This window comes from Corynebacterium sp. UMB8791 (genome assembly GCF_054166365.1).
Window position 1 is genome coordinate 119,149 of sequence record NZ_JBSZCG010000125.1, and the last position, 12,954, is coordinate 132,102.

13 protein-coding genes and 1 tRNA gene are annotated in these 12,954 nt (G+C 55.2%); 5 read left to right on the plus strand and 9 right to left on the minus strand.

From position 1 onward, the window contains the following. The gene (locus ACXIUA_RS08005) at positions 1–810 is read left to right on the plus strand and encodes a RecB family exonuclease (protein ID WP_457976526.1); all 810 of its coding nucleotides are present in this window, start codon (positions 1–3) and stop codon (positions 808–810) included. A 29-nt stretch (positions 811–839) separates the two neighbouring features. Here the strand turns inward: ACXIUA_RS08005 and ACXIUA_RS08010 are convergent, their stop codons facing one another. From ACXIUA_RS08010 to ACXIUA_RS08050, 9 genes are all read right to left on the minus strand, one after another. Next, on the minus strand, positions 840–2,531 hold the full coding sequence (locus ACXIUA_RS08010; RefSeq protein ID WP_457976527.1) for a formate--tetrahydrofolate ligase: 1,692 nt from the start codon (positions 2,529–2,531) through the stop codon (positions 840–842). Positions 2,532–2,546: 15 nt separating this feature from the next. Then, positions 2,547–3,860 (minus strand): anaerobic C4-dicarboxylate transporter, encoded by a 1,314-nt coding sequence (locus tag ACXIUA_RS08015; RefSeq protein ID WP_070976914.1) that lies wholly within the window; start codon positions 3,858–3,860, stop codon positions 2,547–2,549. Between the two features lie 104 nt (positions 3,861–3,964). Further along, positions 3,965–5,386, minus strand: a complete 1,422-nt coding sequence (gene aspA, locus ACXIUA_RS08020) for an aspartate ammonia-lyase (RefSeq protein ID WP_070362459.1) — start codon at positions 5,384–5,386, stop codon at positions 3,965–3,967. Between the two features lie 101 nt (positions 5,387–5,487). Then, positions 5,488–6,336 (minus strand): ATP phosphoribosyltransferase, encoded by an 849-nt coding sequence (hisG, locus tag ACXIUA_RS08025; RefSeq protein WP_457976528.1) that lies wholly within the window; start codon positions 6,334–6,336, stop codon positions 5,488–5,490. 12 nt (positions 6,337–6,348) lie between these two features. Then, positions 6,349–6,612, minus strand: a complete 264-nt coding sequence (locus ACXIUA_RS08030) for a phosphoribosyl-ATP diphosphatase (protein ID WP_070362457.1) — start codon at positions 6,610–6,612, stop codon at positions 6,349–6,351. A gap of 41 nt (positions 6,613–6,653) precedes the next feature. Continuing rightward, entirely contained in the window at positions 6,654–7,322 is a 669-nt protein-coding gene (locus ACXIUA_RS08035; RefSeq protein ID WP_246814877.1) for an HAD family hydrolase, read from the minus strand. Then, a complete protein-coding gene (locus ACXIUA_RS08040) occupies positions 7,315–7,698 on the minus strand; it encodes a hypothetical protein (RefSeq protein ID WP_457976529.1) in 384 nt (127 codons plus the stop codon). The genes ACXIUA_RS08035 and ACXIUA_RS08040 overlap by 8 nt, the downstream gene beginning before the upstream one ends. Further along, entirely contained in the window at positions 7,691–8,920 is a 1,230-nt protein-coding gene (gene mshC / locus ACXIUA_RS08045) for a cysteine--1-D-myo-inosityl 2-amino-2-deoxy-alpha-D-glucopyranoside ligase (RefSeq protein ID WP_457976530.1), read from the minus strand. Before mshC ends, ACXIUA_RS08040 begins: the two co-directional genes overlap by 8 nt. 64 nt (positions 8,921–8,984) lie before the next feature. Continuing rightward, positions 8,985–9,842, minus strand: coding sequence for an undecaprenyl-diphosphate phosphatase (locus ACXIUA_RS08050; RefSeq protein ID WP_070363518.1), 858 nt, complete (start codon positions 9,840–9,842; stop codon positions 8,985–8,987). On the opposite strand from ACXIUA_RS08050, the gene ACXIUA_RS08055 reads away from it, so the two are divergent. From ACXIUA_RS08055 to ACXIUA_RS08070, 4 genes are all read left to right on the plus strand, one after another. Continuing rightward, positions 9,841–10,923: a YncE family protein gene (locus ACXIUA_RS08055; RefSeq protein ID WP_457976531.1), complete on the plus strand. Its 1,083-nt coding sequence runs from the start codon at positions 9,841–9,843 to the stop codon at positions 10,921–10,923. The genes ACXIUA_RS08050 and ACXIUA_RS08055 overlap by 2 nt on opposite strands. 2 nt (positions 10,924–10,925) lie before the next feature. Beyond that, a complete protein-coding gene (locus ACXIUA_RS08060) occupies positions 10,926–12,035 on the plus strand; it encodes a quinone-dependent dihydroorotate dehydrogenase (protein ID WP_457976532.1) in 1,110 nt (369 codons plus the stop codon). A 107-nt stretch (positions 12,036–12,142) separates the two neighbouring features. Next, positions 12,143–12,228 (plus strand) — tRNA-Leu (locus ACXIUA_RS08065). Between the two features lie 68 nt (positions 12,229–12,296). After that, on the plus strand, positions 12,297–12,953 hold the full coding sequence (locus tag ACXIUA_RS08070; RefSeq protein WP_070363517.1) for a TVP38/TMEM64 family protein: 657 nt from the start codon (positions 12,297–12,299) through the stop codon (positions 12,951–12,953). Position 12,954 lies beyond the last annotated feature (1 nt).

Here is a 12,954-nt window from a genome sequence, read left to right on the forward strand (position 1 = left end):
ATGAAAGCGAAACCGTTAGCCCTGTCCCCCTCGCGCGCGTCCGACTACCAGCAGTGCCCACTGCTCTACAGGCTGCGAGCGATCGACAAAATCGAAGAACCCAAAACTGAACCCCAGGTCAAAGGCACCCTCGTGCATGCCGTCCTCGAGGAACTGTTTGGGATGGAACGCGAACAACGCACCTACCCTGCGGCGGTCAAACTCATCGTCCCCGCATGGCAGAAGATGTGCGAACAGGACCCCAGCGTTGCAGACCCCATCGAGGACGAACAACTGCTTTTTATCGACGCCCGCACGCTCCTACGCGGATATTTCCAGATGGAAAACCCACTTGGCTTTGACTCACACAAGCAAGAAATGTACGTCAATACTGTGCTGCCTAACGGTGTGCCCGTGCGAGGCTTCATCGACCGCGTTGACGTCGCGCCAACTGGTGAAATCAGGGTCGTTGACTACAAGACCGGCAAGAAACCACAGCCAAGGTTCTCACACGACGCGAAGTTCCAGATGCGCTTCTACGCACTGGTGTACTGGCGGCTTTTCAACGAAATACCTGATCAACTGCGGCTCATGTATCTCAAGGTGGCAGACTCACTCTTCCTTACCCCTACAAGTGAAGAACTCGAGTACTTCGAGCGCGACCTCGGTGAACTTTGGGCCAAAATTACCCGTGACGGTGAAACCGGACAGTTCCGACCAAAACGTTCCAGGCTCTGTGATTGGTGTGCGTTTCAGGCGTACTGCCCGGAGTTCGGCGGGACGCCACCGCAGTACCCTGGGTGGCCGGGGTCCGCGGCGGATGTGGAGTAAACACCGCGACGGACCACTGCAGGCTAAAACTAGAATAGCCCCTTGATGTTGCCACTCGAATCGACATCAATGTTGTTGGCTGCTGGATTTTTCGGCAGGCCAGGCATCGTCATTACAGCACCAGTGAGTGCTAGTACGAATCCGGCACCCGTACGCGGAATGAGCTGACGCACATGCAGTGTGTGCCCCTCAGGCGCTCCGAGGCGAGAGGGGTCGTCGCTAAACGAGTACTGCGTTTTTGAGATACATACCGGTAGGGCATCTGCACCACTCGCACGCAAGTTCTCGAGGTCTTTCCGCGCCGCATCCGAGTACTGAACATCTGCCGCGCGGTATACCTCGCGGGCAATCGTCTCGATTGACTGCTCGACACCTTCCTCCGGGTTGTACAGCGACGACGAAGCACCTTCGACCAGATTGTCGAGGACCGTCTTTGCCAGCTTCTCGGCGCCTTTACCGCCTTTCGCCCATACCTCGGCCTCTTCCAGTGCAACACCGAAATCCTTCGCCCACTTTGCCATCCAAGCGCGCTCACGATCCGTGTCAGAAGTGAACAGATTGAGCGCCACGACAGGGCGGACACCAAATTTACGAAGGTTTTCGACGTGCCGCTCAAGGTTCACAATGCCCTTCGCCAGCGCATCCAGGTTTTCAGACTTGAGATCGGAGCGGTTAACACCACCGTTGTACTTGATAGAACGGATAGTGGCGACCACTACCGCGCCAGCCACGTCGAGGTCACCGTAATGTGACTTGATATCGAAGAACTTTTCCGCGCCGAGATCAGCCCCGAATCCTGCTTCCGTAAAGACGTAGTCAGCACACTTCTGTGCTGTCTTCGTGGCAATCAAGGTGTTGCAACCATGGGCAATGTTTGCAAACGGACCGCCATGGATAAATGCAGGAGTGCCACCCATGGTCTGCACAAGGTTCGGCTTCAATGCGTCTTTTAGCAGCGCTGTCATAGCCCCGGCTGCATTAAGCTCACCCGCAGTCACCGGCTTGCGATCGTAGGTAAAACCGACAGTGATTTGTGCCAGGCGTTCGTGGAGGTCGTCAAGGTCGTTCGCAAGACCGAGGATTGCCATAATTTCCGAAGCCGCGGTAATCGTAAATCCAGTCTCCGTCGGTACTCCGTGGGCTGGTCCCCCCAGACCAGTTACTACGTTTCGCAGTGAACGATCATTCACATCGAGGCAGCGCTGCCACGTAATACGGCGTGGATCGATGTTCAACTCATTTCCTTGGTGGATGTGGTTGTCAATCATCGCGGCCAATGTATTGTTCGCACTCGTGATGGCGTGAAAGTCTCCGGTGAAGTGGAGGTTAATGTTCTCCATCGGAACCACCTGGGAATAACCGCCACCAGCAGCGCCGCCCTTCAATCCCATCACAGGGCCGAGAGAAGGTTCCCGCAAAGCAACAATGGCGTTCTTGCCGAGGTTTGTAAACGCATCAGTTAAGCCAATCAGTGTGGTGGATTTCCCCTCCCCCGCTGGGGTTGGGGAAACACCTGTGACAAGAATGATCTTGCCTTGCTTATCGTCCTTGACAAGCGAGGGGTCGACCTTGGCCATGTACTTGCCATATGGAATCAGCGCATCTTCGGAAATACCGGCCTTGAACGCAATAGTGGAGATCGGTTCAAGCGTATGCGCTTGAGCGATCTCCACATCAGTTAGAACTTCGGACTTGGGGCTGTCGTGATGTTGTGTAGACATGCCCCTAGTTTAGCTTTAAATCAGCACCGCCCCAATGAGGTAGCCGAGAATTACCGAGACTGCGATGCAGACGATACCCGGCAGAATGAATGGGTGGTCGAAGACGTACTTGCCGATTCGGGTCGAGCCTGTATCGTCCATCTCCACTGCTGCAAGCAGGGTTGGGTACGTCGGAAGCACGAACAGTGCGGACACTGCTGGGAATGCTGCAACAGCGGTGAGCGGGCTGACGCCAATTGCGAGAGCAGCTGGGATAAGTGCCTTCGCGGTGGCAGCCTGCGAGTAGAGCAGCGAAGCTGCGAAGAACAGAACGACTGCGAGCAGCCATGGCTGTGCCGTCAGGACGTCACCAGCAATGTTTTGAATGTCCTCAATGTAGTGGTTAATAAAGGTCGTACCCAGCCATGCAACACCAAGCACACACACAGAAGCAGACATGCCGGAACGGAACACCTGGGTGTTCAAGACCTCAGCTGCGCGAGACTTCGTAATAAGCAGGATCGCAGCGGCAGCGGAAAGCATGATCGCCATGATTGCCTCGTTACGAGGGACGGTTGGGTTCTCGATGAGACCGATCTGATCGGAGATGATCGTCGCGTAGAACATAACGATGACAATTGCGACAAGGAAGATCCACACGGATGCCTTCGCGCCGTCCTTCGGCTGGTAGCTGCTCGAAGTAGTCGTGGACTTTGCAACCAATCCGTCTGCGAGGCGACGCTGGTACACCTCGTCGTCAACAAGGTCTTTACCAAGCTTGTTTGAAACCCAAGCGGTTGGGAAGATCGCGAGGAAGGTCGCAGGAATCATGACGCCGAGCAACTGCAGGTATCCGACGCCCAGCGGCTCAAGTACGGAGGCCATAAAGACGACTGCAGCAGAAATCGGCGAGGCAACAATTGCCATCTGTGATGCGATGACTGCGACCGAAAGCGGGCGGGACGGGCGAACTTCGCCCTCCTTAGCAACCTCAACGATAACTGGAAGAGTGGAAAAAGCGGTGTGGCCAGTGCCTGCCAGCACGGTCATCAACCAAGTAACGATTGGCGCGTACACTGTGACGCGCTTTGGATTGCGGCGTAGGAACTTCTCAGCGAGGTAAACGAGGTAGTCCATGCCCCCCGCCAGCTGCATTGCAGAAATAGCAGCGATCACACACATGATGATGCCGATGACATCAAAGGGGATGTCATCGGCAGTTACGGACATGCCAGTGAGTCCGAGAAGCAAAACGCCAAGGCCACCGGCAAAACCGATAGCAATGGAACCCATCCGGGCGCCGAGCACAATGGCGCCGAACAGGATGATGAGTTGTATCACAAGTAACACAGGAACTCCCCTGATTCGGTCGAATTAGTATTCGTTTCCATTATCGCACTAAGAGGCGATAACTACCGAATCAGGGGAGTGTGAGATTTACTACTTTTGGTTGATTAGTCCTCGTCGAAAAATTCGCCGCGGTACTCTGGGTGCATCAAGTTGTCCTTGCCCAGCACAACCTTCAGCTCCTCCTCCGTGAGCAGGCCACGCTCGAGAACAAGATCACGAACGCTCTTACCCGTAGCAGCAGCTTCCTTACCGATGACGTCACCATTGTGGTGGCCGATCACTGGGTTCAGGTATGTGATGATGCCGATGGAGTTGTTCACAAAGGCCTCACACACATCCTTGTTAGCGGTGATGCCAACGATGCACTTCTCACGTAGCGTACGAACGGCGTTGGTGAGGAGACGGATGGAATTGAACAGGGCCTCGGCAACTACCGGCTCCATGACATTGAGCTGGAGCTGGCCGGCCTCAGATGCGGTCAGGACGGCAACGTCGTTGCCGAAGACCTTGAAGCACACCTGGTTTACAACCTCAGGGATGACAGGGTTCACCTTCGCAGGCATGATCGAAGAGCCAGCCTGCATTTCCGGCAGGTTGATCTCGTTCAGGCCAGCACGTGGGCCGGAGGACAGCAGGCGAAGGTCGTTACATACCTTAGAGATCTTCATCGCGGCGCGCTTCAGTGCGGAGTGCATCCACACGTAGTCGCCGGTATCGGACGTTGCCTCAATCAGGTTCGGTGCGCCCTTGATATCCAGCTTGGTGACTTCCGCGAGAGCCTCAACGATCTTCTGACGGTAGCCGTCTGGAGTGTTGAGCTCGGTACCAATTGCGGTTGCACCGAGGTTGACGGTCAGCAGTGCTTGTGCTGCGGACTTGATGACGTCCAGTTCCTCCTCAAGCAGTGCACCGAAGCCAGTGAATTCCTGGCCGAGCGTCATCGGGACTGCGTCCTGGAGCTGGGTGCGCCCCATCTTGATGATGTCGTCGAACTCTTCACCCTTAGCGTTGAGCGCCTTGGTGAGCTCCTCAAGCTCGGTCAGCAGGCCCTGGACGGCGTAGTACACACCGAGGCGAAGGCCGGTCGGGTATGCGTCGTTGGTGGACTGGGACATGTTGACGTCATCATTCGGGTTGATGATGTCGTAGCTACCCTTTTCTTCACCGAGGATCTCAAGAGCGAGGTTTGCGACAACCTCGTTGGTGTTCATGTTCAGGGACGTGCCAGCGCCGCCTTGGAACTGGTCGATTGGGAACTGGTCCATGCAGCGACCGTTGTCGAGGATCTCGTCGCAGGCCTTGACGATGGCGTCCGCCTTCTTCTTTGGCAGAACGTGGAGGCGGTTGTTGGCCAGTGCGGTGGCTTTCTTTACTTCCACCATGCCACGAATGAACTCTGGCAGGTCATTGATGGTCTGGCCGGAGATCGGGAAGTTGTGGACGGCACGCAGGGTGTGGATGCCGTAGTAGACGTCGGAGGGCACTTCGAGTGTGCCAAGCAGATCTTCTTCAATTCGATTACTCATGCCACTGATTGTACGCAAATTCGACGCTATACAACTTTTGGGCCACCTAGTCACCCCAATAATAGGGATAGGGGTGACTTATCGGTGATTAATTGAAAATCCTATAGGCGTGCAATGCGCAGCTGAGTGGCCAAAATGGCTTCCGCGCCAATTTCAGAGAGAGCGTCCATAACCGCATTCGCTTGGGTTCGCGGAACCATAGCGCGCACCGCGACCCAGTTGTCGCGCGACAGCGGCGAGACAGTCGGCCCCGTCATGCCTGGTGTAAGTTCGCTGGCTTTGTCGAGGTCATCTCTGCAAATGTTGTAATCGAGCATCAGGAAGTTCTCCGCGTTCAAGATGCCGCGGATACGCTGAAGCACTACCTCATGTTCGCTTGCCAGCATTACGCCCTTGCGCTTAATGACGACGGCTTCGCTGGCAAGAATGGGCTCCCCAAACGGTGCCAGCCCATGTTGTCTTAGCGTCGTACCAGTGGATACGACGTCAGCAATAACGTCCGCGACGCCCAACTTGATCGAAATCTCAACAGCGCCGTCAAGCTCAATGACTTCCTTCGGAGTGATGCCAAGCCCGTCAAGATAGTCAATCACGAGGTGCGGGTATGAAGTCGCTATCCGCTTACCCTCCAAATCAGGCACCGCCCACGTTTCAGACTGCGGGGCAGCAAACCGGAACGTTGATGCACCAAAGCTCAACGGAAGTACTTCTTCTACTTCGGCATGGGAATTGAGTGCCAAATCTCGCCCAGTGATACCCAGGTCAAGGTGGCCTTGAGCAACGTAAATAGCGATGTCGTTTGGGCGCAGGAAGAAGAACTCAATACCGTTTTCTTCATCCCAGATATTCAGGGCTTTTGACGTGCCCCTCCCCTTGTAACCGGCCTCTTTGAGAATCTGGAGCGCCTTCTCTGACAAAGAGCCTTTATTTGGAACCGCAAACTTAATCATCAGGCGAAATCCTTAGAGGTATTTATAGATGTCATCAGGGGTAAGACCTCGTTGCAGCATCATTACCTGGGTCCAGTACATCAGCTGGCTCATTTCCTCCGCCAGCTCCTCGTCAGACTGATACTCGGCAGCGATCCACACTTCACCAGCTTCTTCGATGATTTTCTTGCCGATGAAATGGGCGCCCTTCTCTAACGCTTGCACCGTGCTTGAGTCAGGGCGCTTGGAGTCGGCAGTTTCAGTGAGCTGAGCAAAAAGTTGATCGAAGTCCTTCACGCACAACACCTTAGCGGAAACAGAAGAGCTTTGAGCGCGGTTTATGGCGCGGAATACCACCTTGCAACATCATGAAGTGTCGCAGACTGTAAATCGCTGAAGGTGATTCTTGTGGCCGGCTTCGGGACATAGTCGGCCAAGCCGAGCACCCGTGCACCTGCCCTAATCGCTGCTTGCATTCCCGCCTGAGAGTCTTCAACTGCGATACAGCGCGACGGCTCAGCACCAACCAATTGCGCTGCTTTCAGATACATATCCGGAGCTGGTTTTGGGTTGGATACCTCATCTCCAGTCACGGTTGCTTGAAAGTAATCGTTGCCGATGAAGTCAATGCAGGTTTGAGCGAGCGCGCGTTCTGTGTTCGTCGCAATGGCCATCGGAATGCCATGGTCCCGCAGTATGTCAAGGACGTGGCGTATTCCCGGGTTCAGCTCAATACCTTGCCCTAGGAGTTGCTGCATCCGTTCTTGCATCCACCGCTTCAGCCGCTCTGTATCTCCGGGCTGCAAGGAATACCCGGTCCAAGTAGTGATGATGCTCAACGCTGTGGGGAAACTGACGCCCTCCGCTTTTCGACGCTCCTCCGCAGAAAGCCTCTTGCCCAAAAACTCAGACAGCTCAAAGGTTGCTTGCGCCCAAAGCGGCTCGGTATTGATGAGCGTCCCATCCATATCCCACAGCACAGCTTGGGGAGCGCGAACCCTACTCACGATTGAACAGCTCCTGGACGACGGATGGATCCGCGCCAATCTGTGCCGAGACCTTCGCGAAAATTCCCTCGATGTCCGACATCTCCTCTGGCTCGAGCACGGCATATTGATGCTTAGCGTTGAACTCTTCAAGATTGGCAATGAGGCCCCTGTAGAGGTCGCTGATGGTGGCGTCGTCAACCGGCTGCGCGACGAGCGACGCAGTGTCGAGAAAAATCTCGAGGATTTCACGGAGCTCAGGTAATACGGCAGGGTCAAATGGGGCTTCCCAGAGTTCGAGGTCCTGCTCTTGCAAATATTCACCGGATGCAAACACCCTCAAATCCTCGATGAACTCGTCGACATCGGATTGGAATGTGGATCGGAGACTACTCATCGTTGCTGCCTACCTTTACACCGAGTAAGCCTTCGATAGCTTGTCGAAGTAACCCGTTGTAATCGCCTTTGGCGGCGTCGATAATTTGAATCGCAGTTGGTGTGTCGAGGTCGTCAGCAAGGGCCTGGCGCAAATCTTGAATTGTTTGCTCCACGCGAGACTGCTGATCTGTCTGAGAAAGAATTGTGTGCCACGACTTGAGTCGATGCTCTGCTTGATTGAGTGCCTCGTAGGAGAAATCGCGGTCTTGGCGATAGTGGCCGGAGAAGACGGCAAGGCGGATCGCGGACGCTGAGTGTCCCTGTTCCGTCAGCTTGTGTACAAAGACGAGATTGCCGAGAGATTTCGACATCTTCACTCCCTCAAGCGCGATCATTCCCGCGTGCACGTAGTGGTGCGCCATCCGTTGTTCTCCAGTCGCAGCCTCAGCATGCGCGGCAGAAAACTCGTGATGTGGAAACGCTAGGTCCGAGCCTCCGCCTTGGATTGCAAACGGTACGCCGAGACGGTTCGCAGCGATGGCAGAACACTCGACATGCCAACCTGGGCGGCCGGGGCCGAAGGGAGAATCCCACGCGGGCTCCCCTTCCCTGTGTCCACGCCACACCAGCGCATCGAGTGTGTCTCGTTTCCCCTCACGGTCAGGGTCTCCCCCGCGCTCGGCAAAGAAATGCTCCATCTGCTCGCGCGTCATGTTTGACTCGTATCCAAACTGTTTGGTTGCGGTGATATCAGCGTAAATATCACCGTGGTCTAAACGGTACGCTGCGCCGACGTCGAGCAAGCGCTGCACCATCTCAATGACCTCATCGACAGTCTCCATCGCGCCAACATAGTCCTGAGGCGGGATGACTGAGAGCACTTCCATGTCGCTGCGGAAAAGGTTGATCTGTTCGGTTCCCAGCTCGCGCCAATCGACGCCGTCTCGCTCCGCGCGCTCGAACAATGGATCGTCGACATCGGTGATGTTCTGCACGTAATGAACGTCGTGGCCGTTAGCAAGGAGCTGACGATAGATGAGATCAAAGGAGAGGTACGTAGCTGCGTGTCCAAGGTGAGTGGAGTCGTATGGGGTGATGCCGCAGACGTACATCCCCACCTTCCCCGAGTGATGAGCAGCTGTGTTAACGGGCTTTACCACCCTATCTGCGGTGTCGTACAGAGACAGCGGCACCGGAGTACCAGAGACAGCAGGGACTACAGGTTGTGGCCAAGAATGCATAGTGACCACCATACCGCGGCACGCTCATCATGCGCGGTTACCGGCGTTCATAGGCAAGCGTTGCCTACACCGGTTGCATAACTCCGGTAGCCAGCAGCACCATCACGATGATGCCAAGAGGTATGCGGTACGCAGCAAACCAGGAGAATGAGTGGTGCGAAACAAACTTCAGCAGCCAAGCAATGGAAATATAACCCAAAACAAATGCGATAGCGCTTCCGACGAGCAACTGCAGACCTGTTGCTGCTTGCCCTGCTTGCGGGTCAAACGCATCCGGTAGTGAGAAGATGCCTGATGCGAGCACAGCCGGGATAGCTAAGAGGAACGAAAAACGAGTTGCTACTTCCCGCTCAAGGTTCAAAAAGAGACCGCCCGAAATAGTGCCGCCTGAACGCGAAACACCCGGAATGAGAGCTAAACACTGCCACAGGCCCATCACGATGGCATCTTTTACTGTCAGCTGCTCGAAGCTACGCTTTTTCGTCCCGCGCTTTTCCGCCAAGATGAACACGAACGAAAACAAAATGAGAACCGTTGCAGTAATCCAAAGGTTACGGAAGTTCTCACGGATCAAGTCTTTCAGAGCAAAGCCAAGCACCCCGACTGGAATAGTGCCAGCGATGACCATCCACCCCATCCGGTAATCGAACCCGCGCTTCGTCTTATCAAACAGTCCGACACACCATCCAGAGAGGAACCTCCAAATATCCTTCGCAAAGAAGACCAGCACAGCGAGTTCGGTGCCGAGCTGAATGACAGCGGTAAAACTCGCGCCAGCGTCCTCGCCCCACAAAAGCTCGGACACAATGCGGAGGTGGCCTGACGATGAGACTGGAAGGAACTCGGTTAAGCCTTGGACGACCGAGAGGACAATCACTTGAGCCCATGTCATTGACTCTGCTAACTGAGAGGCGGCAATCATGTTGGAAAACCTTACCCGTGCGGAGAAAAATCCCCACATGCGTACAGCATTGATAAGGTTGACCTCCGTGAGAACAAAACGAAAAGTCGCCTTAATGCTGCCCATTATGGCCGTAGCTTTGGCTGTTGCGGCGTGTACTCCTGATGTCGTTGACCCAAATGACGCCATAAGTATGGGTAGCGCTCAACCAGTTGCGTCACCCCCTTCGGCACATCCTGACGGCCAGTTGCTTCAATTTGGCACCATCGTCGATGTGGATCAAACGAACGACTTGATTGGTGTGCGCACCCCGGATGCCCTTTACGTTGGGACCAGCGCACAATTCGAAGAAAACCGAGTAGAAGAGTTCAAGTTGGAGGATGCTTGCGGTGAGGTCTCGGCAAACGCTGGTCAGTTTGCGGTAGGGTGCGAGGACTTCATTGCCATCATTAACAAAGAGGGGCTTCAAAAAGTTGCTACCGACCACCCGGTGACTGTGGCAACTGTCGCCTCGGACGGCAGTGTTTTAGCCGGAAGCGACAGTGCGAAATCAGTGTGGTTGTATAGCAACGGTGAGCTCAAAAAGGAGTTTTCTGTCGCGCGCGAAACTGACCAGCTGCAGGCTGTTCCGGTAGATGGTGGTGCCGATTCCGTTGTGCGCGTGAACACATTTGACACCACCATTCAGGACCTTGATTGGGGCACAGGACGTCAGGGGGCAACGTTGCGTGCTGGGCTTGGCGTCGGCAAGGTTGCTGCTGGAGAGCACGGTATGGTGCTCGCTGCGGACGCGACGGGTAACCAGCTACTCGTGTACACCACCAATGAAGTCATTCGTCTCCAGCAGAGTGTGCCGGTGCCCTCCGGAGCGTGGGACGTCGCGTGGGATAGCGCTAATAAGCTCGCGTGGGTGACTTCAACCGAAAGGAACCTGGTGACTGCCTATGACATTTCCCACGGCGTCCCCGTTGAACGTGCTCAGGTCAGTACAGTTCCAGATGCACAAAGTATTGCAGCGCTCTCTGACGGAACACTCATTATCGGATCTGCATCAGGTAGTGGCCTGCAAATAGTTTCCACTGAAAGCATTGAGGCCAAATAGAAATGAATCAACGCAATTTGTACGACACGGTATATGGGCTCGCACTTCGGGGAATGTTTACAATTCCGCCTGAGTGCATCCACGACATCATCATGGGCGGGCTGAAAACCCTACAACGCCTAACTCCCCTCACCCGAGCTATGACTCGTGTCGTACGTGTCGACGGCCCGCTTCTCGAGCAGACGTTGTTCGGCGTGCGTTTCCCCGCCCCGGTGGGTCTCGCTGCAGGATTCGATAAGAACGCGGAAGCTCCGGACACGTGGTCGGCGATCGGTTTCGGTTATGCGGAATTAGGAACTGTGACCCCGAAGGCGCAGCCCGGAAACGAACGTCCACGGCTCTATCGCTTGCCGAAGGACAAAGCGATCCTCAACCGAATGGGCTTCAACAACGATGGCGCGCTGAGCATTGCAGAGCGTCTCCGAGCCCGGAAGACTCCTGAGATCGTTGGAATCAACATCGGGAAAAATAAGCTCTCCGAGGACGCGGTTGGCGACTACCGAGCTACCGCGACTGTGCTCGGCCCTCTGGCGGACTACCTTGTGGTCAATGTTTCTTCCCCAAACACCCCTGGGCTTCGCAACCTTCAGTCAGTTGAATCGTTGAGGCCAATCCTTGACGTGGTTACTACGGCAACTACGACGCCTGTGCTGGTAAAAATTGCTCCTGATCTCAGCGACGAGGATATCGACGCAGTTGCAGACCTGGCCGTCGAATTGAACCTTGCCGGCATCGTGGCGACCAATACGACCATCTCCCGCGAAGGCCTTCGAACCAATGCTGCCGAAGTGGAAGCCATGGGGGCGGGTGGTATTTCCGGCGCGCCGCTCAACAGCCGCGCGCTGGAGGTTTTGCGGCGTCTCCATGCGCGAGTCGGCGACCAACTCGTACTGGTCAGTTCCGGTGGCATTTCGACACCAGAGCAGGCATGGGAGCGTATTACATCCGGCGCAAGCCTTCTCCAGGGGTATACGCCGTTTATTTACGGTGGTCCGGGGTGGATCTACCGAATTCACAAGGACTTACAGAAGCAACTTAAAGCCCATGGACTTTCCAATATTACAGATGCTGTTGGCTCCGAACTCCCCTGGATCGCCTTGAACTCCGACTAGCTTGGTGGCCTACGTTTGGGCACTTGTACTGGCGATTTGCATCTTGAATCAACGTCACTCTATAGTAGTGCAAGTGCCCAGCCGAGAGGTTGAAAGCAAAACACCCAGCCCGGGTGGCGGAATGGCAGACGCGCTAGCTTGAGGTGCTAGTGTCCTATTAACGGACGTGGGGGTTCAAGTCCCCCTCCGGGCACAATGACCGGCTTCCTCCAGGAAGCCGGTTTTTTGTTTAGGCCGCACTTAAAGACGAAGGGCAAACGGATGCGCCAACAGTCACCACTACGCGTGATGGTCATTTTGGTACTTCTCGCAATTGCACTGTGGGTGTGGCGCTTCTTTGAAATACCTTCGCTGTCGACGTTTCGCGAGTGGGCTGATAGTACGGGAGCCTGGTTCCCAGTCGTTTTCTGGTTGCTCTACGTACTCATCACACAGTTCCCGATCCCCCGTACGTTGCTCACCATTTCCTCCGGTGTTCTGTTCGGTGGTTGGTTTGGGATTCTGCTCGCTATCACCGCAACGACGGCCTCAGCAGGTCTTTCGCTAACTGTTGTGCGGTTTCTTTTACGTGACTGGGTTGAGAGCAAAATTTCTCACCCCAAGCTGCACATGATTAATGAACGGTTGGAACAGCGCGGTTGGCTGGCTGTAATGAGCCTGCGACTCATCCCCGGTATCCCTTTCTCGGTCATGAACTACGCTTCAGCGCTAAGTAGAGTCCGGCTTTTGCCGTTCATGGGGGCAACGCTCATCGGCTCGGCTCCTAACACGATTCTCGTTGCATTGTTCGGAGACACGTTGAGCGGAGATGCAAACCCAGTACTTCTCGGCGCAGTGTTTGCACTATCGGTTCTTGGCGTGACAGGACTGATTATCGACGCGCGCCACCCGGCGAAGCCGCGTCGAATAGAAGAGTAAA

Coding starts and splice junctions, on each gene's coding strand:
- hisG (WP_457976528.1), bottom strand. CDS start 6,336: ATGATTAAGTTTGCGGTTCCAAATAAAGGCTCTTTGTCAGAGAAGGCG.
- mshC (WP_457976530.1), bottom strand. CDS start 8,920: ATGCATTCTTGGCCACAACCTGTAGTCCCTGCTGTCTCTGGTACTCCG.
- ACXIUA_RS08060 (WP_457976532.1), top strand. CDS start 10,926: ATGAATCAACGCAATTTGTACGACACGGTATATGGGCTCGCACTTCGG.
- ACXIUA_RS08055 (WP_457976531.1), top strand. CDS start 9,841: ATGTTGGAAAACCTTACCCGTGCGGAGAAAAATCCCCACATGCGTACA.
- ACXIUA_RS08005 (WP_457976526.1), top strand. CDS start 1: ATGAAAGCGAAACCGTTAGCCCTGTCCCCCTCGCGCGCGTCCGACTAC.
- aspA (WP_070362459.1), bottom strand. CDS start 5,386: ATGAGTAATCGAATTGAAGAAGATCTGCTTGGCACACTCGAAGTGCCC.
- ACXIUA_RS08040 (WP_457976529.1), bottom strand. CDS start 7,698: ATGAGTAGTCTCCGATCCACATTCCAATCCGATGTCGACGAGTTCATC.
- ACXIUA_RS08050 (WP_070363518.1), bottom strand. CDS start 9,842: ATGATTGCCGCCTCTCAGTTAGCAGAGTCAATGACATGGGCTCAAGTG.
- ACXIUA_RS08070 (WP_070363517.1), top strand. CDS start 12,297: ATGCGCCAACAGTCACCACTACGCGTGATGGTCATTTTGGTACTTCTC.
- ACXIUA_RS08010 (WP_457976527.1), bottom strand. CDS start 2,531: ATGTCTACACAACATCACGACAGCCCCAAGTCCGAAGTTCTAACTGAT.